Below are 26,062 nucleotides of genomic sequence, written 5' to 3'. Positions count from 1 at the left end.
GCCGGCGTTCCGTCGCTCCGAGAAGGCCCGCGGCAGGCTACTTGGTCATCGTGGACATGCCCATCATCATGGGCATCCCGCCGCACATCATCGTCATCGGCATGCCGGCCGACATCATCTTCATCATCGCCTCGCAGCGCTCCTTGAGCATGTCCATCGACATGCCCTCGGGGGGCATCATCTTGCAAGTCATCCCGTCCTTGCCCATCTCACAGGACATCTTGCACATCATCGGCATGCCCATGCCCATCATGTTCTGCATCATGCCCATCATGCTCGGCATCATGCCCATCATGCTCGGCATCATGCCCATCATGCTCGGCATCATGCTCGGCATCATGCCCATCATGCTCGGCATCATGCCGGGCATCATCGGCATGCCCATGCCCATCATGTTCTGCATCATGCTCATCATGTTCGGCATCATCGGCATGCCCATGCCCATCATGCCGGGCATCATGCCCATCATGCCGGGCATCATCGGCATGCCCATGCCCATCATGCCGGGCATCATTGATGCACCAGAGGTCATCTCCGGCATGGACATCATCGGGCTCATCGTCTGCGGCATCATCGGCATCTGGGTCGCGGTGGTCATGGGGGGGCCTTCCTGGTTCAGCGCTCGTTGCTTACGGGAGCGGTTCTACCCGGTCGGCGTGCGCTCGCAACGCGTTCACAGCGGCGCCCATCACTTTGCTCCAGTCTAGCGGAGGCGCGTCCACGGCCACTGGAGGCGCCGGCGTTCCGAGCGGAGGATCGTCCAACATGGCGGCGGGCCGTTCCGCCCGGACAGCGCCGTCGAGCTGCGTCCCGGCCAGATCGGGGGGTACGGTGGGCACGACGGCTCGACGGGCGACTCGTGAAGCACACGGTGCACGAGGCGATCGAAGAGGGACATGGGCGGCGTGAATGGCAGCGCGTCTGGACCACGACGGAGCTGAGCCAGATCACGGAGGCATCGGGGTGACCTGGTCCGCGGAGCCTAACGATGGCCTGACAGGCGCGCCGGGTCGGCCCAGACGGTGAGGTCACGTCCGAGATCCGCTGTTCATCAGCTCGAGCGCACGGGCTGGAGCCAGAAAGAGCGGTATCGACGTCGAGCGAGCAGGGCTCCTGCGCGTCTTGCTTCACCCTTGACGGGCGTGAGCCTTTGGGGCCTCATACGTCACCATGCGCCGCGTTATGCCTTCTCCGCCCCTCGTCCGCGCCACGCGCGTGCTCGCCCTGGGTGCCCTCCTGGGCACTGCGTCGTGCGCTCAGGTCCTGGGTCTCGACGAGTTCGAGGACTGCGACGGAGATTCGTGCTCAGGAGTGCTCTGGGCGAAGAGCTTCGGGAGCCATGAGCTCGTCATTCCAGAGAGCGCCCGGCTCGACTCGAAGGGGAACATCCTCCTCTCAGGAGTCTTTCAAGGTACCACTGATTTCGGGGGGCCGCCGCTGATATCGTCTCATACGGCTTTCTTCCTCGCCAAGCTGAAGCCGGACGGCAGCCATGCCTTCAGTCGATGGCTGTCGGTGACTACCCCCGATGGAGCCATGGATTCGCGTCTTTCGGTGCTGCCTGACGATAGCGTTGTCTGGGCGGGTTCATACGAGGGGAGCATCGACTTCGGCTCCGGTGATGCGCTCACGGCGCCGGATCCCGATCAGCATGGTTGCTTTGTGGCCAGGTTCTCGCCCGACAACAAGTTGATCTGGAGGCGCAACCTGTTCACGGGGACGGGGCACCTCTTCGCCGTGGATTCATCGGCTACGCCCGACGGTGACGTAATCCTGGTCGGCTATTTCGGAGGAGAGGTGAGCCTCGGTTCGTCGACCTTGACGACCGCATCGACGGACGCCTTCATCGTGAAGTTGGACGGCGAGACGGGGGACGTGCGATGGAGCCTTCGGCTGGGAGATCCTGAGGCCACGACGACGAGAATCAAGGCAACGGCGGTGGCCGTGGATCCCGACGGAAATATCATCGTGGGGGGCCGCTTCACGGGATTCACCGAGGTCAGCTTCGACGAGATCTCGGCCCTGAGCCCGTCGGGGACCGGCTCCTTCCTTCTCAAGCTCGCGCCCACCGGGAAGAGGGATTGGTCCGTTGTCATCCAAGGAGAGGGCGATGCCTGGGTGGCTGACATCGACGTCGATGCGCGAGGAGATCTCGTCGCGGCTGCGGCGTTCACAGGAGCGATCGATATCGCCACGCAAGGGGTTCGAGGCGCCCAGCAGACCAGCGGACCGACAGATTCGGACCTCCTGCTCGTGAAGCTGTCTTCCGCGGGAACCCACCTGTGGTCGTTGAAATTCGGGGATGCATTGCCCCAGTTCGATATCGATGCGAGCTTCCCATTCGTGTCACCTTTCGCGATTCACGTCGCCGCCGAAGCCGCCGGAGACATCGTGCTGGGCGCTGGGCTTGCAGGCGCCGTCGACTTCGGGGGCGGGTTGCTCGGCGGAAGACAGGATCGGGACTGGACGATCGCAAAGCTGAGCGCTGGCGGGGAGCACATCTGGAGCAGGCGTTTCGGCGATGCTGCGACAGGGCAAGGGATCGCCGGCATCGACAGCGATCCGGCGACGAATACGCTCGTGGCCGTCGGGCTCAACGACGGGACGCTGGATTTTGGCAAGGAGATGAAGGTCGTGGCTTCGGGTGAGTTCAGCGCTGTCGTGACGAAGATCGACCTGGGACGGGTTGGGAGATAGCTTCCCAACTCGGCAGCGTAGGTCAGTTGATCTGCAGATTCGCGTCCGCCGTGCCATTCTGCCCTGCGCCCGCGGCGCCGCCGCTCGGAGAGGTTCCGCCCGCGCCGCCGAAGCCGCGGCCGCGCGTCGTGCAGCTATTGCCCGTGAACGTGAAGCCGACGCTCCCGGAACGCGCCAGGCAGGCGCTCGGGCCACCGCCGCCGCCGGCGCCCGGGCCGCCGTCGCCGCCATTGCCGCCTTTGCCGCCAATGCCGCCGTTGCGGGCGTCATCAGGACCGGGGCCGCCGCTGCCGCCGTTCCCCCCGAGCTGTTGCGGTCCGCCGTTGCCGCCGCGGCCGCCGTTGCCGCCTACACCGGATGTGATCTCGTTGGCGGTGACGACCACCCGTCCGGCTGCCGCGAAGACGCCAAAGCTCCCGCCTCCACCTCGGCCAGCCTGGCCGCCGCGCCCGCCGAGCCCGCCGCACCCGCCGCTGCCGCCGCCACCGCCGCGATCATCTCTGCCGATGGCGCACGTGCCGCCGCCACCGCCGCCCGCGCCGCCGCCGCCGCCGCCGTTCCTTCCCGGTTGCCCATTGGTGCCGTTCGCAGGCTGGTAGGCGCCCGAGGCGATGCTGCCAAGGCTCGCGCCCCCCGTCCCCGGCGTCCCCTGCGTCCCAGCCATGCCCGGTGTGCCGTTGGGTCCCGGCGGGCCGGGGGCGAAGCAGTCCGATGAAGCGCCGCCCGCGCCGCCCGCCGCGCCCTGGCTGCCCGGATGGCCCGCCGCTCCGGTGTTGGAGCCGTGTCCGCCATACCCGCCTCTCCCGCCAGGCTCGTCGCATACGGGAGCTGGGCCAGCATTCCCGAGGCCGCTGCAATCATTGCAGCCCTGCTCTCCCGCGTTCCCGCCCGTCGCCGTCCCCGCCGGGTGCGCCGTCCCGTTCGCCCCTGCGGCGCCGTCCTGGCCGTCCCCTACGCTGATCTGGTTGAACCGCACGAAGAGCTCCGCCACGCCCCCGCCGAGGCGCACTCCATAGGTGCTCGACCCCGCCGACGGCGGCGTCAGCGCCTCTATCGAGATGCCCTCGATGTGCGTCGGCTGCGCGATCGACGGCGCGTTGAACACCGTGCCTGTCGCGCGCACGGTGGTGGTCACCGCGCGGGTCCTCCGGAACTTGAAGTCAGGGTCCTCGTGATCGAACCCGCCGTAGATGCTGATACCGGACACGACAGTGACCGCCTCGTCGTAGAGCTCGCCGGAGAGGCACACCGCCGGCACCGCGCTGTCCTTCGCCACCTCGATGGCCGCGGCGATCGTCTTCAGCGGCGCCATGCGCGTCCCGCTGTTGGCGTCATCCCCCTCGCTCGCCGAGACGTACACGCACTGCTCCACGAGCCCGTCGCCGCCATCGCAGTTGGCGTCGACGAAGTCCCCGTCGATCGGATCCTCGGTCGTCGAGGTCGGCGTACACGCGTATTCACAGCCGCACTCGCCCGTGAGCGGGTTGCCGTCGACGTCGTGCGTCCCCGGGAGGCACCCCATCGCGCACGGATCGGTGACCTCGCCCCCGCCGCCCCCATCGCCGCCGCCCGCCTCGCCGCCGCTGCCCCCCTCTCCACCCGAGCCGCCGTCGCCCCCGCCCGTGCCGCTCGCTCCGCTCGTGCCAGCCCCGCTACCGCTCGATGACGTCGCGGTGGCGCTGCTTGACGAGGAGGCCGCGCCGCCCGCTCCGGAGCCGCCCCCGGTGCCCGAGACCGGCCCGATGGGGCCGTCGATCGAGCTGCTCTCGGCGCAACCGAGCGCGGAGAGCATCGCTAGCAGAGAGGTCGTTCCGAGGAAGAGTTGCGCGCGCATGCTTAATTCTGCACCTTCACGCGTCGCGCGGAAAGACTTTGTCACGCCTAACGTAATCGCCCTGCACGGCGAGCCGGGCACCGCATACGCCACGATGACGCCGTGCCGCGCTGCGCCGCGCCGGCGCGAGCCAGCTCACGATCCAGCGATTCGCCGCTCGCGCCTGCCGCCGACTCCGGTAGTCTACATCTGCGCTCCTTCCCCGCTGCCCGCTCCCGCATCTCCCGCCCGACAGCACCGCCCATGCGCCTTGAACCGCTCCACCGCCTCTCGCTCGCCTCCCTGCTCGGGCTCGCCGCCGCCGCCGGGCTCCACGGCGCCTGCTCCCCGGACTCGGGGCTCGACTCCGGTTCGTCCTCATCGGACTCATCGGAAGGAGCCGGGTCGGGCGGCGGGGTCGAGCCGGATGGAGGGCTGTTGGGCGACGCGCCCATCGACGTGCGCCCGGACCCCGACGCCGCATGCGGGCTCGTCACCGAGGAGGCGATCGCCGTCCCGCTCAATCTCTACATCATGATGGATAAGTCCTCCTCGATGGTGGGAGACAAGTGGGACAGCGCGAAGGTCGGCCTGACGGCGTTCGTCAACAATGCGCGGTTCGCCGGCGTGCGCGTGGCGCTGCGCTTCTTTCCGCGGGACGCGGACGCGGTGCCGGCGTGTGACCAGAACGCCTACAAGTCGCCGCTCGTCCCGTTCGGCCCGCTCCCGGACAACGCGGGCGCCATCGTCGAGGCCATCGAGGCCGAGGGGCCGGACGGGCTGAGCACGCCCATCTATCCGGCGCTGGGCGGCGCGCTGCTCCAGGGCATCGAGATGGCGCAGAACAACCCCGGCGAGGCGTCCGCGGTGCTGCTCGTCACCGATGGCAAGCCGCAGGGGCCCGCGGCCCAGTGCGGCGGCGCCGACCCGGAGGACCCGGCCGCGCTCGCGGCGCTCGCGGCGGCGGGCGCGCGCTACCGCCCCCCGGTGCGCACCTACGTGATCGGGCTCCCGGGCGTCGATCAGAGCATCGCCAACCAGATCGCGGCCGCGGGCGGCACCGACGCCGCGGTCCTCGTCACAGCGACGAACATCGCCGTCGAGTTCCAGAACGCGCTCGCGAAGGTGACGGGCCAGGCGCTGCCGTGCGAATACGAGGTCCCGGCCCAGGTGGCCGGCGGGCAGGTCGCCTTCAACGACGTCAACGTGCTGTTCGGGCTCGACGGCGCGCCGCAGGACATCCTGCCGCAGCGCCCCGCCTGCGACGGTCCAGGCTGGCGCTACGACGACCCGGACGCCCCGACGGCGCTCGTGCTGTGCCCCGACACGTGCAGCGCGGCGAGGAACGCAGCCGCGGCGCAGATCCAGATCCTGCTCGGCTGCGAGACAGTGATCCGCTGACCCGCCGCGGGCGGCCCAGCCTGCCGCCCGGAACGACGGCCGTGGCGCCGCCGAGCAGGTGTCGCGCGGGGCCCAGCCTGCCGCCCGGAACGACGGCCGTGGCGCAGCCGAGCGAATGTTGTGGAGATGACGTCGAGGGCCACGAAGGGCGCCGGGCGCGGCGAAGACGCGGAGCGTCATCGGCGCGGGGAAAACCGGCCGCGCCGGGCCCGGAGGCGGGGACCGGCGCCCGGCGCGGCGGGCAGATCCTTGCAACTCTGCACTGCGCTTTGTGGACTCCCGGGCTCTCGCGCCGTAAGAGGACGGAACCATGACGACGGAGTCCCCCCTCGCCGCCGCGGGCTCGCCGCGGCACGCCGCCCCCGCTGCGCTCCACCCCGCTCTGGTGCTGAGCGCTTACCTCGAGCCGCTGGTGCGCGGCCGGCGGGTCGCGGTCCTGGGTGACGCCACCATCGGCCTCGCCGACCGGCTGCTCCAGCGCGGAGCCCGCCTCGTCCACGCCTACGATCCGGACGCGGCGCGCGTCGCGGAGATGCTCGCGCGATCGGGGCGCACGAGGCAGTCGCAGCCGAGCTACGCCGTGTTCGATGGCGACCTCGGCGTGCGCGACGGCGCCTTCGACACCCTCGTCATCCCCGACCTCTCGATCTTCAGCGAGCCGGCCGAGATCCTCCGGCGCGCCCGCCGGCTCACGGCCGCGAGCGGCGCCGCCATCGTCGCGTCGCCGAACCCCGACGTCGCGCGCGGCCTGCTCCCCGCCGGCGCGCGGCGCGGCGCGGCGCCCGGCTACTACGCGCTCTACGACCTCGTGGCGCTCCAGTTCAAGCAGGTGCGGATGATCGGCCAGGCGCCGTTCGTCGGCTACACGGTCGCGGAGTTCGCGCCGAAGGGCGAGCCCGAGGTCAGCGTCGACACGTCGATCCTCGACAGCTCCGAGGAGCCGGAGTGGTTCATCGCCGTGGCCGGCGAGCGCCTGCCCCGGCTCGACGCGTTCGCCGTGATCGAGCTGCCGTTCGCCGGCTTCCCTGTCGCGAGCGTCGGGCCCTCTCCCGAGGCGCTCACCGAGGCCGAGGGCCGCGCCGAGCGGCTCGGGGGCGAGCTCGCGGAGCTGCGCACGCGGCACCAGCGCGACCGCGAGGACGCCGGGGCGCGCGCCGAGAGCGCGGTCGCGACGTCCGCGCGCCTCGCCGAGGTCGAGGCCGAGCTCGAGGCGAGGGCGGCGCGCCTGCGGGACGTCGAGGCGAGGGCGGGCGACACGCACGTCCGCGCCGAGCGCCTGGCGCACCAGATCCGCGACATGGAGGAGGAGCTGCGCAGCCAGCGCGACCGCGCGACCCGGCTCACGAAGCAGCTCGACGACGAGAAGCGGGTCCGGACCAAGGTCGAGCTCGAGCTCGGCATGATCCGCAACCGGCCGGAGATCGCCGGCGCCCGGGACCGCCTCGACGCCGCGACGGCCGAGCTCGATGCCGCGCGCGCCAGGATCGCCGAGCTCGAGGCGAGGCCCGCCGTCGCGGCGCCCGACCCGGCGCTCGCGGCGCGCGTGGAGGAGCTCGAGGCCGCCGCCGCGGGGACGCGGCGCGAGCTGTCGAAGGCGGCGGCGGATCGGGACGCCGCGCGGCGGCGGGCCCAGGAGAGCGAGCGCGCGCTGGAGGAGGCGCAGCGCGCGCGGCGCGAGGCGACCGCGAAGCTGGACGAGCTCGCGCGCGAGCGCGACCGCCTGGAGGAGCGGGCGAGCCGGCTCGAGCGGGAGAACCGCGCGCTGGAGGAGCAGCGGAGCGCGCTCGACGCGCGCCGGCTGCTGCTCGAAGCGCGCATCGTCGAGCTGGAGCAGAGCGTGACGACCCTGGAGCAGCGGGCCGCGGAGCTCGAGAAGCGCGACCCGGGCGAGGCGGCGGCCGCGGAGATCGCGAGCCTCGAGGAGGCGCTGCGGGACCGGGGTCACGTGATCTCGTCGCTCAAGGCGCAGCTGCGGGAGAGCGAGCGCGTGGGCAAGGAGCTCGTCGACGAGCTCGGGACGGTGTTCGAGGCGGGCGCGGGCGAGCGCGGCGGGTCGGGCCAGGCGACGGGCGGCGGGCCGGGCGGGGCGCCCCCGGGGTCGGGCGGGCCGGGCGACGCCGCGGAGGCGCTGCGGCAGCAGCTCGACGCGCTGGCGCGGAGCGCCGCCTCGGGCGAGGCCGACCTGCGGGCGGCGAGCTGGAAGATCGCGCAGCTCGAGCGGGAGCTCGGCGAGGCGCGCGACACGGCCACCTCGCCCGCGGCGCTCCACGACGAGCTGGAGCAGGCGCTTGTCGCAGCTCAGGCGGAGATCGCGGCGCTGCGCCGGGCCGCGGAGCGCGAGGAGGCGGGTGGGGCGCGCGAGGATGTGAGCGGGGCGCGTGAGGATGTGGGCGCGCCGCGCGAGGATGCGGGCGCGCCGCGCGAGGATGCGGGCGCGCCGCGCGCGGACCTGGCGGTGCTGCCCGAGGTGATCGAGCAGGCGGTGCTCCTCCAGCAGGTCGCCAGCGCGGTCGAAGCCGGCGTGTGAGCAGCACCGCTGGACCGGGGCGGGCGCCCCGGTCCAGGGGGTGGAGCTTCCGAGACCGGGACGAAGACTTCCGGCGCGTGTCCTGAGCTTCCGTCGCCGGGAGGAAAGCTTCCGGCGTGTGCGCTGAGCTTCTGGCGCGCGCCGGGAGGTCTCGGGCGCGCGCTGAAGGTGTTTATGTGTATTCTGAGGGTGCGCTCTTCGTGCTCGGCATCATGTGTTGAGCGGTGACAGGGCCCTACCGCCACGCAGCGCTCCGCAAAGAGTCCTGAAGCTCCACTTGCCAGCTCAAGGTCTCATCGCTCCGTCATGTCGATTCTTCTCCCGGTTTCGATGGTCTTTTTTGCGCTTGCGGAGAGGCGCTGTGCGACCGGCCATGCCCGGAGCGCTGAGCCGGGATTGCCGCGCCGCCACACCTCGAGACGAACCCCAGCTCACGTCGGCATCCCAGGTGTCCCGGATTCAAGGCTGCGTTCGACATCCAGGAGGAACCTCGAAGCCGGACTTCAGCCCAGTCGGCGGAGCGAGGAGGCCCACGACATCCCCGGGGTAACCAAGGTTGCGAGCTTGAGCCGAGGGCCGGCAGCTCGACCCGGAGGTGGCAGCTCGACCGAGGGCCGGCAGCTCGACCTCGAGGGACGCGCGGGATCCCTGTGCGCACGCAGGCGCTCGCGCTAAGGACCGAGCCGATGCGCGCTCCTCGCCCCACCTCTGCGCTCCTCCGGCTCGCCGGCGCCGCCACCCTGGCCCTCGCGCTCGGCGCCTGCGGCGTGGCCACCACACCCCGGCCGCCCGACCCGATCGCCTCGCTCCGCGACGCCGCCGTCCACTCGACCGACGGCGAGGTGGTCGGCCGATGGCTGCTCGGAGAGCTCCTCGTCCCGGGCGGCACACCCGCAGGGGTCAAGGCGGCGCGCAAGCGCCTCGACGGGCTCGACGCGAAGAAAACGATGTTCGCGTCGCTCGGGCGCGCGATCGACGACGAGGGGCACGGGCGCAATGCGCGCGCAGCAGCGGCCTACCTCGAGGCGCTGGACGCCGCACGCCTGAGCGCGCACCCCGACGCCCCGCTCGTGGGCTGGCTCGCCGCGAACCACCTGCTCGGGCTGCGCTCCAGCGTCGTGGGCCTCTGGAAGAAGTCCCGCGAGGTCGTCCTGCGCGCGATCGACCGCCCCGGCAACCTCGGCTGGCGCGCGCGCGGCGAGCTCGTCGAGTGGTGGAGCCTCGAGGGGCTGCCGGACGAGGCGGCCGCCGCGGCGCGCGCCACCGGAGCCGCCAGGTCAGCCGGAGCCGCGCCCGCCGGAGCCGCCGGGGCCGCGCCCGCCGTGCCGCTCATCGACATCGCGGCGCGCCGCTACGGCTGCATCGAGAACGCCCGCTTCGCCGGCCCGTTCGGTCACGTCGCGGAGAGCGACCACCGCGTCCACTACGAGGCAGAGCGCGCCGGCCCCTGGCCGCCCGTGTTCCCGCGCGACCCCCACCGCGCCGACCCGCCCCGCGTGCTCGGCGCCGAGCGCCGCGGCTGCCAGCTCTCCGCCGTCGCGCCGGACGGGTCGCCCAACGCCGGAGCGCGGGGAGGCATCTTCTACGTCGAGACCTTCGTCGACCTGCCCGCCGAGCGCGAGATGATCGTCGCCGTCCAGGGGGCATTCGCCATCCTCGTCGACGACGTCGAGGTGCTGACGCGCGACACGAAGCAATGGGGCATCTGGCCCAGGTTCGGCGCGCGCCTGCGCCTCGGCGCCGGCCGGCACCGCATCCTCGCCCGCGTCGGCAGCGGCGAGACGTCCATCCGCCTGCTCGCGCCGGACGGGACGCCCCTCGGCGTGGCCACGTCCGCCGACCCGGCGCCGCCGTACGCGCTCGTCCCGCCCGAGGTCCTCCCGGACCCCAACCCGCTCGAGCCGTTCCTCACGGCCCTCGGCGTGCCGCCGCAGCCCGCGCCGAAGGTGGCGCGCGCCCTCGGCCTGCGCCGCGCGCCGCGCCCCGAGCGCGACGTGGACGACCCGATCGCCCGGTACCTCGCCGCGACCGTCGCGCACCTGGAAGGCCAGGACGACGTGAGCGCGGTCCTGCTCGAGCCGCTCGTGGCCGACCCGGCGCGCGCCACCGGCCCCGCCCTCGCGGCGCAGGCGCTCTTCCTCGAGAAAGACCCGATCTTCCCGGCGTCCGACGGCCGCGACCTCGTGAAAGACGTGCGCGCGCGCGCCGCAGAGAAGGACCCGGAGCTCTGGTATCCCCGCTTCTGGCTCGCGCTCGAGGAGGCCGACAAGGTCGGCCTGTCCGAGGTCACCCGCACCATCGAGGCCCTCGCCGACCAGTTCCGGGAAGTGCCCGACATCCTGAAGACGCTCGCGGGCATGTACTCGCGCCTCGGCTGGCGCGTCGAGCAGGTCCGCGCCGTGAAAGAGGCCGCCGCGCGCTTCCCGGACGACGTCGAGGTGCTGGGCGCGCTCCTCCGCGTCCAGGACAGCGACGGGCACGTCGCGGAGGCCGACGCGCTCGCCGCCCGCATCCGGGCGCTCGAGCCCGACGCAGAGATCGAGCTGGAGCGGGCGATCGACCGGCGCGACTACGCGGCGGCCATCAAGGAGCTCACGCGCATCGGCTCGGCCCGCAAGGACCGCAAGGACATCGCGCTGCGCATCGCCGACCTCCTGACCCGCGCCGGCAAGCGCACCGAGTCGTTCGAGCAGCTCGAGCGCGCGCTCGCGAAGTCGCCGGACGACGCGGACGCGCGCCTCGCGCTCGCGGACGCGCGCTTCGCGCGGGGCGAGCGCGACGCCCTCCAGAAGGCGCTCATCGAGGCGATCCGCACCGGCGCCGACACCTCGGAGCTGCGCGACGCGATCGAGCTGCTCGACGGCACGACAGAGCTCAGCCCCTACCGGCTCGACTCGAAGAAGGTGATCGCCGAGCACGAGGCGTCGGGCGAGGTCATGCCCGGCACGGCGGCGCGCGTGCTCGACTACGCGGCCATGTGGGTCCACGAGGACGGCTCGGCGCGGATGCTCCAGCACGAGATCATCCGGATCCAGTCGCGCGAGGCGATCCAGGAGCACGCCGAGCAGCGCGTGCCCGAGGGGCTCGTGCTCAAGCTCCGCACGGTCAAGCGCGACGGGTCGATCCACGAGCCGGAGTTCATCGAGGACAAGCCGACCGTGACGATGCCGCACCTCGAGGTGGGCGACTACATCGAGGTCGAGAACCTGTTCATCCTGCGCGGCGACGGCCAGGGGGGCCTCACGTTCCAGGGCCCGCGCTGGTTCTTCCGCGAGGAGAAGGTCCCCTACTGGCGGAGCGAGTTCATCGTCGTGTCGCCGAAGAGCCGGCCGCTCGACGTGGAGACCTCCGGCCCGGTGCCCACGCCGGAGATCCTCGAGTCCGGCGCGCTCGTCACCCGGCGCTACCGCGTCGACAGGAGCCCCGCGCTCCCGGAGGAGCCGGCGAGCGCGCCCATGGCCGAGTTCCTGCCGAACGTGCGCATCGGCTGGGGCATCCGCCTGGAGAGCACGATCGCGCGCATGGTCGACGCGGCCGCCGACGAGACGCCGCGCGACCCGCGGCTCGTGCGCATCGCCCGGTCGATCGCGCTCACGCCGGCCGCGGGCGGGGCGGCCGCGCCGCCGCGCGCGCGGGACGCGGGGGGCGGCAAGGGGGAGCCGGCCGCGGGGGGCGGCAAGGGGGAGCAGGGCGCGGCCGGCAAGGGCGGGCACGCCGGCGCGCGGCAGGCGTCGAGCGCGCGCGGCGAGGGCGGAGAGGCCGCGCCGTCGAAGGACGAGCAGGCGCGCCGCGTCTACCGGTGGGTGCTCGCCAACGTGGAGGCAGGGCGCGAGAACGACGGCCGCCGCGTGGTCATCGGCAAGAGCGGCAACCGGACCGAGGCGTTCCTCTACCTGTGCCGCCTGCTCGGGATCGGCGCCGGCTACGGCGTCGTGAGCGACCGGCTCACCGCGCCGCCGCGCGGGCCGATGAGCGAGGCCGAGACGTTCAACGCGCTCGCGGTGCGCCTCGACACCGGCGACAAGCCCGGCGCGGGCGGGGTCCGCTGGATGTTCGTGCGCGACAAGTTCGCGCCGTACGGCTACCTGCCGAGCTCGCTGCGCGGGCAGCCGGCCATCGTGCTGCAGCCCGGGACGCCGCGCGAGGTGACGCCGTCGTCCGGCGCGCACGACGGCGTCGTCACCGAGGGCGTCGCCCAGGTGGCCAGGGACGGCTCGGCGTCGCTGACCATCGAGCAGCGCTACGAGGGCAAGCTCGCGATCGCGCTGCGCTCGGCCCTGGAGTCGCTCCCCGACGCGCAGCTCAGGGACGCGGTCGAGTCGCGGCTCTTGCCGCAGATGGTGCCAGGCGCGCGGCTCCAGGAGATACAGGTCACGGAGCTGACCGAGATCGACAGGCCGCTCACCCTGAAGATGAAGATCTCGGTCGCGAGCTTCGCGCGCGCGCAGGGCCCGGAGCTCGTCCTGTCGCCGCCGTTCGGCGTCCGCGTGGCGAGCCTCGCCAGCCTGCCGGCCCGGGAGACGCCGCTCTACCTGTCCGAGCAGATCGCGACCCGCTCGGAGGTGCGGCTCCGCGTCGAGCTCCCGCCGGGCGCGCGCGTGGCGACGAAGCTCGCTCCGTTTGCGGCGGAAAATGAGGGGCGCACGGTGCGCGTGAACGACCGCGTCGACAGGGGCGCGCTGGTCCTCGACCGCTTCCTGGACCTGCCGGCCGGCCGCGTGCAGCCCGACGCCTACCCGCGGTTCCAGCAGTTCGCGCGCGCGGCGGACGGCGCGCTCGACAGGGACATCGTCGTGCAGATCGGCCGCGACGGACGCTGACCGCAGCACCTCGCCCAGCCCTCGCCGGCCGGGGGTCAGGGTGTTCGTGTGTGTCAACCTACGAAAGATGGATTACTCTTCCGCTCCCTACCGTGAGCGATCTGGATTCGCAGTACGCGCCGGATGCCGGGCGCCAGGCAGCTGATCCCGCGAGGGCGCGGGTCGCGCGCGCCTTCCGGCTCTCCTCGCTGTTCGCGCAGGCGGACCGGGCAGTCCGGGAGGCGGTCACGGAGGCGGCCGTGCTCGAGGTGGTGGAGTCCGACACGGCGATCTTCGAGCAGGGCTCGCCTGCCGACTCGCTGGTCGTGCTCGGCCGGGGGCGGGCGCGGGTCGAGCGCGTGAACGCGGCGGGGGCGGCGTTCCCGCTCAGCTACCGCGGCACCGGCGATGTGCTCGGCGAGTCGTGCCTCGGCGGGATGGAGACGCGGACGGAGCGCGCCGTCGCCATGGATGAGGCCGAGGTGGCCCGGGTGCCGCTCGCGCTCATCCGCGAGCTCTGCGCGCAGCACCCGGGGTTCGGGGGCGCGGTGTTCGCGCTGCTGGTCGCGCGGCAGCGGGAGACCGAGGACCGCATCGAGTCGATGCTGTTCAAGAACGTGGGCGGGCGGCTCGCCGAGTTCCTCCTGCACGCGGCGGAGCGGTGGGGCGTGCCGACGCCGCGCGGGACGCTGATCTCGGCGCCGATCACGCACGCGGAGATCGCGCAGGTGATCGGCTCGACCCGGGAGACCGTGACGCTGACGCTCGGGGCGCTCCGCAAGGAGGGCCTGCTCGACGTGGCAGGGCGGCGGCTCATCGTGAAGGACCGCGAGGCGCTCGCCCGCAAGGGGTAACGGCCCGCGGCGGCGAGGGGCGTAGCGGCCTGCGACGGCGAGCGGCGGCGGACTGAGCGGCGAGCCGGCGGCGCGGCGCCGCCATGCGCGGATGGCGGCGGAGGTGGCGCGGGCGGCGCGGACGTCGGCCGCGGCGCGCGGGGCGGCCGGCTGCCACCGCTCGCCGCCGCGACGCGCGCCGTTCCCTGTTGACGTGGCGCACGGAGCGCCGATACGCCTTTCGCGAGTCGACCCGCAGGAAAGGACCGCTCATGCCGAAGCTCAGCTCCGGAACAGCCATTGCCGTCGCGTTTTTCTTCGGTTGCTCCGCGTCGTACGTCGCGCCGCGCTTCCTGGTCCCGCCGGTGCAGGCGGGGACGGATCCGCCCCGCTGGGAGATACGGTGCGTTGACGTCGAGACGGCGCGCGTCGGCGACAGCCAGGTCCTCGAGGTGACCAACGCCAGCGGATGGAACCCGGTCCTCAAGCGGTTCGGACAGGAGGGGTGGGAGCCGGTGCAGTTCCTGCGCAGCGAGATGACCGCGAAGATCGACGCCGTGTGCTTCAAGCGTCCGCTCTGAGAGGCCAGCGCGGGGCCGCCGCGCCGGATCGCCCGCGGGAGGGCCACCCGGGCGGGCGAGCCCACGGACGCCCCCTTGCGGCGGAAGAAGCCGGACGGAAGGCGTGCTAGGGGGCGTCGATGGAGCCTGTGATCCAGACGTACCGGATCCGCCTCGACGGCATCCGCTTTCGCGCCAAGCACGGCGTGTCCCGCGCCGAGCGCGACCTGCCCCAGGATTTCGTCGTGTGCCTGGAGGTGGAGCTCCCGGTCGCCTTGCTGCCCCGGGCCGACACACGGGCGCGGGTGTTCGACTACGACCGGCTCGCGAGCCTCGTCGTCGAGGCGGGCACGAGCGCCTCGTACAAGCTGCTCGAGACGCTCGCCGAGCGGATCATCGGGCGCGTCCTCGAGGACACGCCGGCCCTCGGCGTCACGGTCCAGGTGAAGAAGTTCGGCCCCCCGACCTCGGTCTCCGTGGACTCGGCGTCGGTCGAGCTCTCGGGGCGCAAGAGCGAGTGAGCTCGATCCCGCGGGCGCGGCGCGCCGCCGCCATGGCCACGCCCCGTGGGGCGGCGCGGGCCGGCGGACGAGGTCGCCCGGGGAGCGGCGCGACGCGGGCGCTGCACGACGACACCGGGCGTCGAGGAGCTGCTCCATGACCGGCGTTGGCGAAGAGACGACGAAGCGGACCGAGGCCTACGCGAGAGAGCACCTGGCGAACGAGCGGACGCACCTCGCCTACGTGCGCACGTCGATCGCGCTGCTCAGCTTCGGGATCACCATCAACCGGGTCAGCCTGTACTTCCTGGAGGCGGAGAAGAAGGCCGCGCAGGTCGGACCGCGCTCGCTGTTGCACGACGCGGTCGGGGTCGGCGTGTGGATGGTCCTGCTCGGGATGGCGCTCATGGGCTGGGCCGCGCTGCGCTACCTGCGGGCCTACAGCGATATCGAGCGCGGGGCTTACCGGCCCGACAGGACGGCGATCCTGATCTTCACGGCGGCGATCTTCCTGAGCGGCGCGGCGAGCATCGTCTGGCTGTTCTCGTCGTGAGCTGCTGAAGACGAAGCGCTCCGGCGCGATCCGGAAGCATGGGCGAGGGCGTCAGGCTGGAGAGCGCCGAATCGATGACGTGAGGCCCGCTCCCCGTGCCCCGGGCACCGCGGCGCGTCCGCATCGGCGGGCCCACCGGCGCGCACCTGGGCTGGGCCGGACGGTGCGTCCGTCGAGTGTCCGCTGGATCCGCGTCCTGGCCTGTGAAATAGTCGCCGTAGCACGCGGAGGAGCAGGGTGGCGGACAGGTCAAGCGTTGCGCACCCCTCTGAGTTGGGCGGCATCTCGGCCATCGCTGTCGAGGGGTTCAAGTCGATCCACAAGCGGACGGAGATCGCCGTCCGGCCGCTGACGCTGCTCGCTGGCACCAACAGCTCGGGGAAGTCGAGCATCATGCAGCCCCCGCTGCTCATGAAGCAGACGCTGGAAGCGCTCTACGACCCGGGCGCGCTACTGCTCGACGGGCCGCACGTCCGGTTCACGGAGGTCGAGCAGCTCTTCTCGCGCTTTGGCGGAAGGAGCGTCAATCGCTTTTCCGTCAGCGTCCACCTGCACAAGAAAGAGATGGTCCAGGTCCGCTTTCAAAAACAGCCAAAGGGCGGACTGGAGGTTGTCAAGATGGCCGAGACCAACCCCAACGGCAAGGGGTCAATCCTCCACCGGCACCATGTGGGCGCGAACGACAGCTATCTCATCTACACGAAGCGCCAGCGGTGTTTTCTCAGAATCCAGCCGATAGACAAGCAGACCGGTGAGCCCTGGGAGCCGGGCGCGATAGGCGCGGATCATCCTTTTGACCCGCTCACGGTTCAGCACGCTCGCCGTGAGCTGCGGTCCATCCTCCACGTCGCCGCGCTTCGCGGCAACCCCGAGCGGACCTACAGGACCACCGCCGTGGGAGACGAGTTCCCCGGCCCGTTCGAGCCGTACGTCGCCAGCATCATCCATCACTGGCAATCCACGAAGGACATCCGTCTGAAGCAGCTCGGGGCCGCGCTCGAGAAGCTCGGCCTGAACTGGACGATCAGGGCATCTCGCGTCGACGACACGCGCGTCGAGCTGCGCGTCGGCCGCCTGAAGCAGCCAGCGCGCGGCCGCGCGCTGGATCTCGTGAGCATCGCGGACGTAGGCTTCGGCGTCTCGCAGTGCCTCCCCGTGCTCGTGGCCTTGTTGACCGCTCGACCTGGCCAGCTCGTCTACATCGAGGAGCCGGAGATCCACCTGCACCCGCGGGCGCAGGTGGCGCTGGCGCAGATTCTCGCCGACGCCGCGAGCCGCGGTGTCCGGGTCGTGATCGAGACCCACAGCTCGCTCCTGTTGCTCGGCGTGCAGGCGCTCGTCGCCGAAGGAGCGCTCCGGCCCGAGCTCGTGGCGCTGCACTGGTTCTCTCTCTCCAAGGACGGCGTGACGCAGGTGCGGAGCGCGGACCTCGACGAGGCCGGCGCCTTCGGCGACTGGCCTGAAGACTTCGCCGAGGTGGCGCTCGACGCCCAGGCCCGCTACCTGGACGCTGCCGAAAGGCGGATGGCAAAGGCGAAGCGCTGAGATGCGGACCAAGGTCTCGCGTCGACTCGTCATCGACGCCTCGGTGGCCCGGGCCGCAGGCGGCGAGGACGCGGCCTACCCCCTCCCCAAGCAGTGCCGCGACTTCCTGAAGACGACGCTCGCCGTAGGTCATCACATCGTGCTCACGCCCGCTGTCAGCTCGGAGTGGAAGAAACACGCGTCCGGTTTTGCGATGCAGTGGCGAACCGCGATGGTCGCCCGCAAGCAGTCGCTGTACGTCAACGTTCCAGAGGATGTTGAGCTGCGCGATGCGATCGACGGCGCGTCGGCGACCGATCGCGATCGACGCGCCATGCTGAAGGACGCGCACCTCATCGAGGCCGCGCAGGCGACGGACCACATCGTGGTCTCGCTGGATGAGCAGGTACGAGCGCTCTTCAGCGCAGTTTCAACGCGGGTGCGCGCCTTGAAACGCGTCGTCTGGGCCAACCCCGGCCGGGAGACAGAGGGGTGTTCCAGATGGCTGGAGGACGGGGCTCCCCCCCAGCCTCACCGCCGCCTGGGAGCGCGGCGCGAGGCGAAGTAGGAAGCCATTCGTCCCTCGCCGCTGGGAACTGTCAACGAATCATGAGCGCCTGAACGCGGCGCTGCCTGGCTCCCTGGGCCGGCACATGCGCGATAAGCCTTTCACCGCAGCCGGTGCTCGCGGAGCACGTCGGCCGGCACCGCCTCCCGCGCGAGCTCGCAGAGCCGCGCGTGGTGCGTGAAGAACAGCACCTGCGTGATCCCGGTCAGCTCGCCGAGCACCGCGAGGGCCGCCCGGGCGCGGTCGTCGTCGAAGTGGATGAGGAGATCGTCCAGGATGAGCGGCATCGGCTCGGCCGTCCGGGCGTGGTGCTCCAGGCTCGCGAGCCGCAGCGCGAGGTAGAGCTGGTCGCGCGTGCCGTCGCTGAGGCCGCTCACGTCGACCTCGCGCTGCACGGGCGCCTTCGCGGGCTCCGCCGCTCCCTCCGGCGCCGGCGCCGCCGCGGGCGCGGGCGGGGCCGCGCGGACGCAGCGGAGGATCGCCTGCTCGCTCTCGTCGTAGCCCACCCGCAGGCCCGCGAAGGCGCCCAGCGTCAGGCGGTGGAAGAGCGCGCTCGCGCGCGCCAGGATCGGGCCCTGGTTGCGCTCGCGGTAGCGCTCGATCTCGCGCTCGAGCAGCACCGCGGCGAGGCGCGCCCGCACGTAGCGGCGCACCTCGCCGCGCAGGTGCGAGAGGCAGATCTGCGCCTCGACGGCGGCCTCCGCGGCGCCCACCGTCGCGCGGAGGTGCTCGCGCTCCTGCTCCAGGCTCCCGAGCGCCCTGTCGATCCGGCGCCGCTCGTCCTCCAGCGCGGCGAGGCGCTCCTCCGTCCGGTCGAGCTCGAGCGCGAGCGCGTCCCGCTCCACGCCCGCGGTCTCCTGCTCGAGCGCGGCGATGCCCGCGCCCTCGCCCGCCTCGAGGAGCTTGCCCTCGTTCTCGACGAGCTCGCGGTCGAGGCGGCGCGCCTCGCGCGAGCGCTCCTCGGCCACGGACAGCGCCGCGACGTCGGCGGCGTCGTCGCCCGCGCGCGGGACGCCCGCCGCCTCGAAGAGCTTCGCCAGGCGCGCCTCGGCGGCCGCGCGGCGCGCCTCCTGCTGGTCCCGCTCGCGGCGCTTGTCGGCCAGGCGGTGCTCGATCTCGCCGCGCTCCCGGAGGTCGGCGCGCGCCTTGTGGTGGCGCTTGATCAGCTGATCGGCGGCCTGATCCGCAGGCAGCGCGGCGAGGTCCGGCGCGTGCCGGGACGCGAGCTCCGCGACGTCGGCCGCGAACGCGAGGGCGTCGCGCTCCATCCCGCGCACCCGGCGGCGCTCGTGGGCCGCGCTGTCCGCCTTGCGGAACAGCGCGCCGAGCTCGTCGAGGATCGCCGTGGCCTCGTCCGCGGAGGCGTCGCCAGGGAGGCCGAGCAGCCGCACGCTGGCCTCCCACTCGGCCCGCCACGCCTCGAGCGCGCGCGCGTGCTCCGCCCGCTCGCGCTCGAGGTCCTCGAGCTCGCGCTCGAGCTCCTTGCGCTCCCGCAGGAGCTCGCGCCGCTCCCGGGCCGCGCCCTCGATGGCGGCGAGCTCCTGCTCCGCGGCCTCGACGAGCGCCGGGAGGCGCAGCGCCGCGTCCTCCGGCGTACCGGCTAAGCCCGCGCGCGTGGCGCCGTCCGTAGCGCCGCCGCGCGCGTCGCCCGACGCGACGCGCGCGGCGGCGGCGGCGATGGTCGCGTGGAGCTCGGCCGCGTGCGCCTGCATCCGGGCCCGCAGCGCCTCGGCCTCCGCCTCCGCCGCGCGCAGCCGGTCGACCGTGGCGGTCAGGCCCGCGTAGCGGCCGAGCCAGCCGCGCATCTCCTCGGGCGAGCGCGGCGCGACGCCCGCGGGCCGCCACAGCTCGAGCCACGCGGCCTCGGCCTCCTCGGCGCGGCGCGCGAGCGCGGCCCGCTCCGCGTCGATCTGCGCCAGATCCGCCTCGGCCCGCGCCCTGTCCGCGAGCAGCCGCGCCAGGCGCGCGACCCGGTCGGCCTCGCGGCGCAGCCGGTCGGCGACGGCGTCCGCGACGCGGACCAGCTCGGCGTACTCGTCGGGCTTGCCGCGGGCCGCCGGCGGGTCGTCGTGCGCGGCGAGCGACGGCCGCCGGCGCGCGCCGGGCGAGGCGGGCGCGTCGGCGCCGAGGTCGAACAGCGAGGCGGTGTGGATCGCCGCCGCCGCGGCGCGGCCGCTGCCCTTCGCCTGGAGGGCGCGCAGCAGCGCCTTGAAGGCGGCGTCCCGGCGCTCGCGCGCCTCGGAGAGGTCGGCCTCGGTGGGCACGGCGCCGGCGCGCTGGAGGGCGTCGATCTCGCGCGCGCTCTCGCGCAGGCGCGCCTCGACCTCGGCGGCGCGCTCGCCGAGCCGCTCTCGATCGCGGGCGAGCGCGCCCCACTGCGCGGCCGCCTGATCGACCGTCTCGGGCAGCGGGACGGGGAGGGCGCTCGCCTCGGCGGCGGTGAGCGGCCGCTGCGCCGGGGGCGAGCCGGCCGCGTCCCCGTCGAGGCGCGCCCGCCCCGCCGCGGCGCCGAGGGCGAGCCGGTCGCGCTGCGCGTCGGCCTCGCGGGCGAGCCGCGCGGCCGCGGCGGTGGCCTCGCGGAGGCGCTGCTCGAGGTCGCCCTGCTTCTGCGCGCGCGAGAGCGCGCCCCGCAGCGGGGCGGGGTCCTCGCCCGGCGGCAGCTCGGCCAGCCGGCGCGCGCAGGCGTCGCGCCGCGCCCTGTGCGCCGCGAGCAGCCGCTCGACCTCGCGCGGCTTGGCCTCGACCGCGCCGCGCTCGCGGGCGAGCTTCTTGATGCGCGCCTCGGTCGCGACGTCGACGCGCATCGCCTCGAGCCGCTCGGGGGCGGCGCCCTCCACGAGCGAGGCGTCGCGCCCGAGCCGGCGGAGGATCGCGCGCGCCTCCTCCTCGAGGCCGTGGAGCTCCGCCCGGACCCGCGGCAGGTCGACGGCGGCCTTGCGGTGGCTGCCGAGCCGGGTCACGAGGCCGTCGATCTCGCCCGGATCGAGCTCGGCGAGCGACGCGGGGACGTGCAGCGCGGCGCGCCGGGCCTCGAGCTCCTCGATGTCGGCGCGGAGCCGCTCCGCCTGGGCGCCCGCGTCGGCGGCGCGGTCCTGCGCGTCCTCGCGGTCGCGCTGCGCGGCCTCGGGCAGCAGGACGACGTCGCCGAGCGCGGCGCGCCGGCCGAGGATCGCGCGCCGCGCCTCCAGCAGCGGCAGCACGCGGAGCGCGCGCCGGAGCCGCTTGTCGGCCGCGCGGAGCGCGCGCAGCTCCGCGTCGACGCGCTCCTGCTCGGCCCTGGCCTCGTCGATCTCCTGCCGCTTGCGCGTCCAGTCCGCGGGCGGCCGCGCGGCGCTCTTCGCCTTGCTGCGGGCCTCCTCGAAGGCCTTGATCGCCTCGTTGAGCGGGCGGGTCCTCGCCTGGGGGGTGAAGATCTCGTCCGCGTCGTTGCGCAGCGTGGTGAGGAGCTGCTGCAGCCCCGGCCCGCCGAGCCCCGCGCCGAAGAGGCTCTGGCCGACGTCGCCCTTGCCCTGGAGCAGGGCCTCGGCGCCCTGGCGGAGCGTGTCGTGGTCGAGGCCGAAGGAGGTCCGGAAGAGCTCCTCGGTGACGCCGCCGAGCACCGGCGCGAGCGCGGCGTCGTCGAGGGGGTTGTCCTCCGGGTCGCGGAGCGTCTTCACGCGCCCCTTGCGGCGGACGAACGCGAGCGCGGCGTCGCCCCTGCCCGCGAGCCGGCCGCCGACGCGGAGGTCGGTGTTGTGGTGGACGTGGGCGTCGGGGGTGATGTGCGGGATGCCGTAGAGCAGGCCGCGGATCGCCCGCAGCGCGGTGCTCTTGCCGGCCTCGTTGGGGCCGTAGATGACGTGGAGGCCCGCGGACGGAGAGGAGAAATCGAGCCGGAGATCCGTGAAGGGACCGAACGCGAGGAGGTGGAGCTCTAGGATCTTCACGAGGTCGCCGGCCGGGCGCAGGGAGGGGGCACCCGCCCCTGAACGGATAGCAAGTGCGAAACCCTCGCGCGTTGTCAAGGCGCACTTCGTGAAGCAACCCCAGCCCGCCCGCCGAGATCCGCCCCGCTAGCGGGCGGGCGGGCGGGCGCTGCGCGTCCGGCCCGGCGGCGCTGCGTCAGTGCGAATGCAGGAAGGCGCTCCACGAGCCGCGGCGCGGCGCCTTGCCGAGCAGCACCTCGGCGAGCGCTTCGCTGATCGGGAGCCCGGGGGTCCGCTCCAGCCAGAAGAACTCGCCCGACGGGTTGACCTCGAGAAAGATGTGCCGGCCGTCCGGCGTCCGGAGGATGTCGATGGCGCCGTAGTTGAGGCCGAGCCGGTCCATCAGCCGGAGCACGCCCGTCTCGATGTCGGGCGGGAGCGCGTCCTTGCGCCACGTGTCGATGAGCTCGAGCCCCTGCCGTCGCCAGTCGACCTCGGCGCCGGGCGCCGCCTGGGAGTCGACCGAGGCCGAGAAGACGCGCTCGCCCACGACCGTCACCCGCAGCTCGCGCGCCTTCGGGATCTTCTCCTGGAAGGTCATCGGGCAGAGCGAGAGCCCCCGCATGTCCGCGAGGTCCTCTTCCCGGAGGGCGTTCGTGAAGACCACGTGCTCCTCGCCGTCGCGGTAGACGGCGAACGACGAGAGCATCTTGGCGATCACCCCGCCCGGGCACGCGGCGGCGAAGGCCCGCGCCGCGCCTTCGTCGTTGGTGGTGAGCGTGCGCGGCGTGTCGAGCCCGACCTCGCGCGCGATGTCGAGCTGGAGCTGCTTGTTCGACGCGAAGCGCACCGCCGGCAGGGGGTCGACTTGCGGGACGCGGAGCGCCGCCAGCATGCCCTCGACGGTCTGCTTCGCCTCCTGGACCGACGCGCTCCGGAGCTGCGGGTCCATCGACGAGGGGAGCCCGCCGCCGTGAGCGACCCGGCGGTACCAGACGGCGGTCACGTCGCCGAGATCGAGCTCGCCCCCGCCGGGCCCCGACGTGCGCAGCGTGGAGCGGCCCGCCCCGGGCCCCGCGGCCAGCGAGAGCCGCGCCCCCCCGGGGAAGGCGTCGGTGTCGAAGCGGAACGCCCGGCCGCCGAGCCTGGCGATCGCGGCGGCGACGCGGTCGATGCACTCGTTGTCCTGGCTGTGCGTGATGATGAGGACCGTCACGGGCTCTCCGTCGGAGCGAGCAGCGCCTCTGCCAGCGCATCGGCGATCGGCAGGCCGAGATCCCGCTCCAGCATTCCCCACTCACCGGCGGGGTTCACCTCGAGAAAGACGTGCTCGCCGGCGGGCGTCCGGATGAGATCGACGGCCCCGAAGACGAGCCCGAGGGCGCGCTGGAGCGCGCCGAGCTGCGCCTCGACGTCGCGCGGGAGCGCGTCCTGCTCCCACGCGATGCCGGCCTCGTTGACGGCCGGGTGGCGCCAGTCGACCGCGAGCGACTCGTAGCGGGTGGCGTCGAGCGCGCCGGGGAAGCACCGGCCGTCGACGCAGGCGACGCGCAGCTCGCGCGCCTTGGGGATGCGCTCCTGGAAGACCATGGGGCTCTGGCGCAGGCCGGAGAGGGCGTCGAGATCGGCCGCCGAGACGGCGTGCGTGAAGACGAAGGGCGCGCCGCCCGAGAGGCTCGTCGAGAAGGGCGTGAGCATCTTGGCGACCACGTTCCCGTCGAGGCGCGCGAAGAAGGCGCGGACCTCGGCCGCGTCGTTCGTCACCAGCGTCTCGGGGACGCGCAGGCCGACCGACGCGGCCGCCGCGAGCTGGCGCAGCTTGTCCTGGGCGCGCTCCTCGGCCGCCGGCTCGTTGATCCACCGCCGCGCGGGGAGCCCGCGCAGCCAGCCGGTCAGCGCCGCCATCGACTCGCGCACGCAGGCGGCGCGGTACTCCTCGGGGATGCCGTCGCCGAGGCTGGGCGCCCAGAGGCGCCGGAGCCAGACGGCGGAGATCTCGTCCCCGCCGATCGCGGCGCCGGCGTCCTCCAGGCGGCGGCGCGCGCCGCCGGCCCCGAGCGCCGTCGAGAGGGTGATGCCGCGAGGGAACCGGTCGACGTCCAGGCGGACGGGGCGAGCGCCGCGCCGTCGCAGCGCCTCCGCCACGCGCCCGATCCCGAAGTCGTCCTGCGAATGAGAGACCAGGAGGACGTTTGCGCCCGCGGTCGTCACGTGCGGGGGCCTCTCTCGCAGGGGGGCGGGCGGCTCATGCGACGCTCAGAAGTCCTCGCCGTCCGACGGGTACTTCAGCGTGACGGGGACGGAGGGATCCCCGCCCCCGCCGCCGCCCCCGTCCTCGCCGTCGGAGGGGTACTTCAGCGTCGTGACGGGTCCGCCGGCTTTGACGCCGGTCCGGACGCGCTTCTGATCTTCGAGGAAGCGCGCGAAGAAGGGCACCGCCTCGGCGTCCTTCTGCTCCTGCTGCTCGGGCTCACGGGAATCGATATCAGCCATGGGAAACCTCCAGATGCTGTGGCGGCGACGCCGCCGAGGACAAGAGATCTAACTCAAACAGCAACCAGGCGGTAGGCAAGTCGGCGGACACATCCCGCGAACGATGATGGCGACATGATTCCGCTGTTGCGGTTGTCTTTCACTCTCGCCCCGGTCGCATGGGTCCGGCTCTGTTAAATAGTGTTGGGACTGCTTGCGATGGCTTGCGGTCGTCCGGGAGGGGTCGCGAGGGCTCGCGTGTGGTTGCGTGTCGTCGCGTGGGGGGCGCGCCGGGTTGACTCATCGATCCACCGTGCGCCGCTCGCGGCTCACTTCAACGGCAGGTCGTCGTCGCCGTCCGACGGGTACTTCATCGTGGTGTATTCATCGCTGTCCGAGGGGTACTTCTTCGTCGCGCCGGCTTTGACGCCGGTCCGGATGCGCTTCTGATCTTCCAGGAAGCGAGCGAAGAAGGGCACCTGCTCGGTTTGCTCGCCCTGCTCGGTCTGCTCGGGATCACGATCGATATCGGCCATGGGAACCTCCAGATAAATGTACTGCCTCGCGGCGGAGCCGCCGAGGACATGATTGACCCGGTCGACCCGCATTGCACGTTAAGTTTTGCCATGTTGAACGGCCTCACCCGGGCGTTGGGCGCGGCTTCCTGAGCCTGCTTCGCTCGTGTAACTTTGCGCAACCACCCATGCCCGCCGGGTTCTCACGCTCGATCCACGCGATCGCAACGGACGGCCACCGCGGCTCGATCGCCGGCGTCGCGGTCGGCGCGCTCCTGCTCGCGGCCTGGCTCGCGTGGTTCTTCCTCGCGCGCGTCGGGCGGTACGAGGCGAGCGTGAGCGCGCGCCTGGAGGTGGGGCAGGCGGCGCATCGCGTCGAGGCGCCGCTCGATGGGAGGGTCGCCGCGGTCCACCTGGACCTCGGGGCGGAGATCGCCGCCGGCGACGTCCTGATCGAGCTCGACGTGGAGCCGCTCCGCCGCGACATCGACGACAAGCAGGCCCGGCTCGCGGCGATCGCGGGGCAGGTGGGGCCGCTCCGCGCCGAGATCGCGGCGCGGGCGCGCGCGCTGCGCGACGGCGTCGAGGCGGCGCGCGCGCACGTCGACGAGGCGAGGGCGCGGCTGCGGGAGGCCGAGGCGGGCGCGCGCTTCCAGGAGCTCGAGGCGGAGCGGGCCGTGCGCCTGCGGCAGGACGGGCTCGTGTCGGAGGCCGAGGCGGCGCGGCTCGCGGCCGAGGCGCTGTCGCGGCGCTCGGCGACCGAGGCGCTGGACCGCGCCGCCACGCGGACCGGTATCGAGCGGCGCGCCGGGCAAGGCGAGCAGCAGGCCGAGCTCGCGCGGCTCGACCGCGAGGCGGCCTCGCTCGAGGGGGAGCGCATCGTGCTGGAGGCGGCGATCAAGGGGCTGCTCGCCGAGATCGAGCGGCGCAAGATCCGCTCGCCGATCGCCGGTCGGGTCGGCGAGATCGCGGTGCTGCGGGCCGGCTCCTTCGTGCACGAGGGGGACGTCGTGGCCGCCGTCGTGCCGCCCGGCGAGCTCCGGGTGATCGCGGAGTTCCCGCCCTCGTCCGTCGGGCGGATCCGCGCCGGACAGGAGGGACGCCTGCGCCTCGATGCGTTCCCCTGGACCGAGTACGGCACCCTGTCCACCACCGTCGAGCGCGTCGCCAGCGAGACGCAGGAGGGCCGCATCCGCGTGGAGCTCGGCGTGCGCCCCGATCCGGCGTCGCCGATCCCCGTGCAGCACGGGCTCCCCGGCAGCGTCGTCATCGAGACGGAGCGCGTCTCGCCGGCCTCGCTCGTGCTGCGGGCCGCGGGGCAGATCGTGCGGGTCCGCGGCGGGGCGGGCGGGTGAAGGAGCGGACGACGGACGCCGAGCCCCGAACCGCGCCGGA

At 73.2% G+C, this 26,062-nt stretch carries 18 protein-coding genes; 12 read left to right on the top strand and 6 right to left on the bottom strand.

Features of this window, described 5'->3' with window-relative positions:
* Nucleotides 1-50 precede the first annotated feature (50 nt).
* Both WME89_RS43710 and WME89_RS43705 read left to right on the top strand, forming a co-directional pair.
* Nucleotides 51-707, top strand: coding sequence for a hypothetical protein (locus WME89_RS43710; protein ID WP_438005505.1), 657 nt, complete (start codon nt 51-53; stop codon nt 705-707).
* 475 nt (nt 708-1,182) lie between these two features.
* Nucleotides 1,183-2,697, top strand: a complete 1,515-nt coding sequence (locus WME89_RS43705) for a hypothetical protein (protein ID WP_438005504.1) — start codon at nt 1,183-1,185, stop codon at nt 2,695-2,697.
* Between the two features lie 22 nt (nt 2,698-2,719).
* On the opposite strand, the gene WME89_RS43700 is transcribed toward WME89_RS43705, so the two are convergent.
* The gene (locus WME89_RS43700; RefSeq protein ID WP_438005503.1) at nt 2,720-4,531 is read right to left on the bottom strand and encodes a PE-PGRS family protein; all 1,812 of its coding nucleotides are present in this window, start codon (nt 4,529-4,531) and stop codon (nt 2,720-2,722) included.
* A gap of 243 nt (nt 4,532-4,774) precedes the next feature.
* Between WME89_RS43700 and WME89_RS43695 the strand changes: the two genes are divergently transcribed.
* The 9 genes from WME89_RS43695 to WME89_RS43655 all read left to right on the top strand — a co-directional run bounded on the left by WME89_RS43695 (nt 4,775) and on the right by WME89_RS43655 (nt 17,775).
* Entirely contained in the window at nt 4,775-5,911 is a 1,137-nt protein-coding gene (locus WME89_RS43695) for a vWA domain-containing protein (protein WP_438005502.1), read from the top strand.
* 310 nt (nt 5,912-6,221) lie between these two features.
* Nucleotides 6,222-8,438, top strand: a complete 2,217-nt coding sequence (locus WME89_RS43690; RefSeq protein WP_438005501.1) for a hypothetical protein — start codon at nt 6,222-6,224, stop codon at nt 8,436-8,438.
* Between the two features lie 686 nt (nt 8,439-9,124).
* Nucleotides 9,125-13,258 carry a hypothetical protein gene (locus WME89_RS43685; protein ID WP_438005500.1) on the top strand — a complete coding sequence of 1,378 codons (4,134 nt, stop codon included), beginning with the start codon at nt 9,125-9,127 and terminating at the stop codon, nt 13,256-13,258.
* A 92-nt stretch (nt 13,259-13,350) separates the two neighbouring features.
* Nucleotides 13,351-14,091 carry a Crp/Fnr family transcriptional regulator gene (locus WME89_RS43680; RefSeq protein ID WP_438005499.1) on the top strand — a complete coding sequence of 247 codons (741 nt, stop codon included), beginning with the start codon at nt 13,351-13,353 and terminating at the stop codon, nt 14,089-14,091.
* A 251-nt stretch (nt 14,092-14,342) separates the two neighbouring features.
* Nucleotides 14,343-14,651 (top strand): hypothetical protein, encoded by a 309-nt coding sequence (locus WME89_RS43675; protein ID WP_436620695.1) that lies wholly within the window; start codon nt 14,343-14,345, stop codon nt 14,649-14,651.
* A gap of 119 nt (nt 14,652-14,770) precedes the next feature.
* Nucleotides 14,771-15,151, top strand: coding sequence for a dihydroneopterin aldolase (locus WME89_RS43670; protein ID WP_438005498.1), 381 nt, complete (start codon nt 14,771-14,773; stop codon nt 15,149-15,151).
* A gap of 136 nt (nt 15,152-15,287) precedes the next feature.
* The gene (locus WME89_RS43665; protein ID WP_438005497.1) at nt 15,288-15,683 is read left to right on the top strand and encodes a YidH family protein; all 396 of its coding nucleotides are present in this window, start codon (nt 15,288-15,290) and stop codon (nt 15,681-15,683) included.
* Between the two features lie 273 nt (nt 15,684-15,956).
* Nucleotides 15,957-17,228 carry an AAA family ATPase gene (locus tag WME89_RS43660; protein ID WP_438005496.1) on the top strand — a complete coding sequence of 424 codons (1,272 nt, stop codon included), beginning with the start codon at nt 15,957-15,959 and terminating at the stop codon, nt 17,226-17,228.
* 1 nt (nt 17,229) lies between these two features.
* Nucleotides 17,230-17,775: a hypothetical protein gene (locus WME89_RS43655; RefSeq protein ID WP_438005495.1), complete on the top strand. Its 546-nt coding sequence runs from the start codon at nt 17,230-17,232 to the stop codon at nt 17,773-17,775.
* Between the two features lie 101 nt (nt 17,776-17,876).
* Here WME89_RS43655 and WME89_RS43650 read toward each other — a convergent pair whose 3' ends face one another.
* The 5 genes from WME89_RS43650 to WME89_RS43630 form a co-directional block, all read right to left on the bottom strand.
* Nucleotides 17,877-21,701, bottom strand: a complete 3,825-nt coding sequence (locus tag WME89_RS43650) for an AAA family ATPase (protein WP_438005494.1) — start codon at nt 21,699-21,701, stop codon at nt 17,877-17,879.
* 175 nt (nt 21,702-21,876) lie between these two features.
* Complete coding sequence (locus tag WME89_RS43645) at nt 21,877-22,896, bottom strand: MvdD family ATP-grasp ribosomal peptide maturase (protein ID WP_438005493.1); 1,020 nt, start codon at nt 22,894-22,896, stop codon at nt 21,877-21,879.
* Nucleotides 22,893-23,891 (bottom strand): MvdC family ATP-grasp ribosomal peptide maturase, encoded by a 999-nt coding sequence (locus tag WME89_RS43640; RefSeq protein ID WP_438005492.1) that lies wholly within the window; start codon nt 23,889-23,891, stop codon nt 22,893-22,895. Before WME89_RS43640 ends, WME89_RS43645 begins: the two co-directional genes overlap by 4 nt.
* A gap of 45 nt (nt 23,892-23,936) precedes the next feature.
* Nucleotides 23,937-24,173, bottom strand: a complete 237-nt coding sequence (locus WME89_RS43635; protein WP_438005491.1) for a microviridin/marinostatin family tricyclic proteinase inhibitor — start codon at nt 24,171-24,173, stop codon at nt 23,937-23,939.
* A 308-nt stretch (nt 24,174-24,481) separates the two neighbouring features.
* Nucleotides 24,482-24,688 carry a microviridin/marinostatin family tricyclic proteinase inhibitor gene (locus WME89_RS43630; protein ID WP_438005490.1) on the bottom strand — a complete coding sequence of 69 codons (207 nt, stop codon included), beginning with the start codon at nt 24,686-24,688 and terminating at the stop codon, nt 24,482-24,484.
* 167 nt (nt 24,689-24,855) lie between these two features.
* On the opposite strand from WME89_RS43630, the gene WME89_RS43625 reads away from it, so the two are divergent.
* Entirely contained in the window at nt 24,856-26,022 is a 1,167-nt protein-coding gene (locus WME89_RS43625) for an HlyD family secretion protein (protein WP_438005489.1), read from the top strand.
* Nucleotides 26,023-26,062 lie beyond the last annotated feature (40 nt).

The sequence above is a fragment of the Sorangium sp. So ce321 genome (assembly GCF_051530195.1).
Lineage (GTDB): Bacteria > Myxococcota_A > Polyangia > Polyangiales > Polyangiaceae > Sorangium.
The sequence above is the reverse complement of the archived record's forward strand: the minus strand, read 5'-3'. Positions and strand labels throughout refer to the sequence as shown.

Bases quoted from the DNA above. Each gene is read 5' to 3' on its own strand.
- WME89_RS43705 (WP_438005504.1), top strand. From the start codon at position 1,183: ATGCCTTCTCCGCCCCTCGTCCGCGCCACGCGCGTGCTCGCCCTGGGT.
- WME89_RS43700 (WP_438005503.1), bottom strand. From the start codon at position 4,531: ATGCGCGCGCAACTCTTCCTCGGAACGACCTCTCTGCTAGCGATGCTC.
- WME89_RS43695 (WP_438005502.1), top strand. From the start codon at position 4,775: ATGCGCCTTGAACCGCTCCACCGCCTCTCGCTCGCCTCCCTGCTCGGG.
- WME89_RS43690 (WP_438005501.1), top strand. From the start codon at position 6,222: ATGACGACGGAGTCCCCCCTCGCCGCCGCGGGCTCGCCGCGGCACGCC.
- WME89_RS43685 (WP_438005500.1), top strand. From the start codon at position 9,125: ATGCGCGCTCCTCGCCCCACCTCTGCGCTCCTCCGGCTCGCCGGCGCC.
- WME89_RS43675 (WP_436620695.1), top strand. From the start codon at position 14,343: ATGCCGAAGCTCAGCTCCGGAACAGCCATTGCCGTCGCGTTTTTCTTC.
- WME89_RS43670 (WP_438005498.1), top strand. From the start codon at position 14,771: ATGGAGCCTGTGATCCAGACGTACCGGATCCGCCTCGACGGCATCCGC.
- WME89_RS43665 (WP_438005497.1), top strand. From the start codon at position 15,288: ATGACCGGCGTTGGCGAAGAGACGACGAAGCGGACCGAGGCCTACGCG.
- WME89_RS43655 (WP_438005495.1), top strand. From the start codon at position 17,230: ATGCGGACCAAGGTCTCGCGTCGACTCGTCATCGACGCCTCGGTGGCC.
- WME89_RS43635 (WP_438005491.1), bottom strand. From the start codon at position 24,173: ATGGCTGATATCGATTCCCGTGAGCCCGAGCAGCAGGAGCAGAAGGAC.
- WME89_RS43630 (WP_438005490.1), bottom strand. From the start codon at position 24,688: ATGGCCGATATCGATCGTGATCCCGAGCAGACCGAGCAGGGCGAGCAA.
- WME89_RS43625 (WP_438005489.1), top strand. From the start codon at position 24,856: ATGCCCGCCGGGTTCTCACGCTCGATCCACGCGATCGCAACGGACGGC.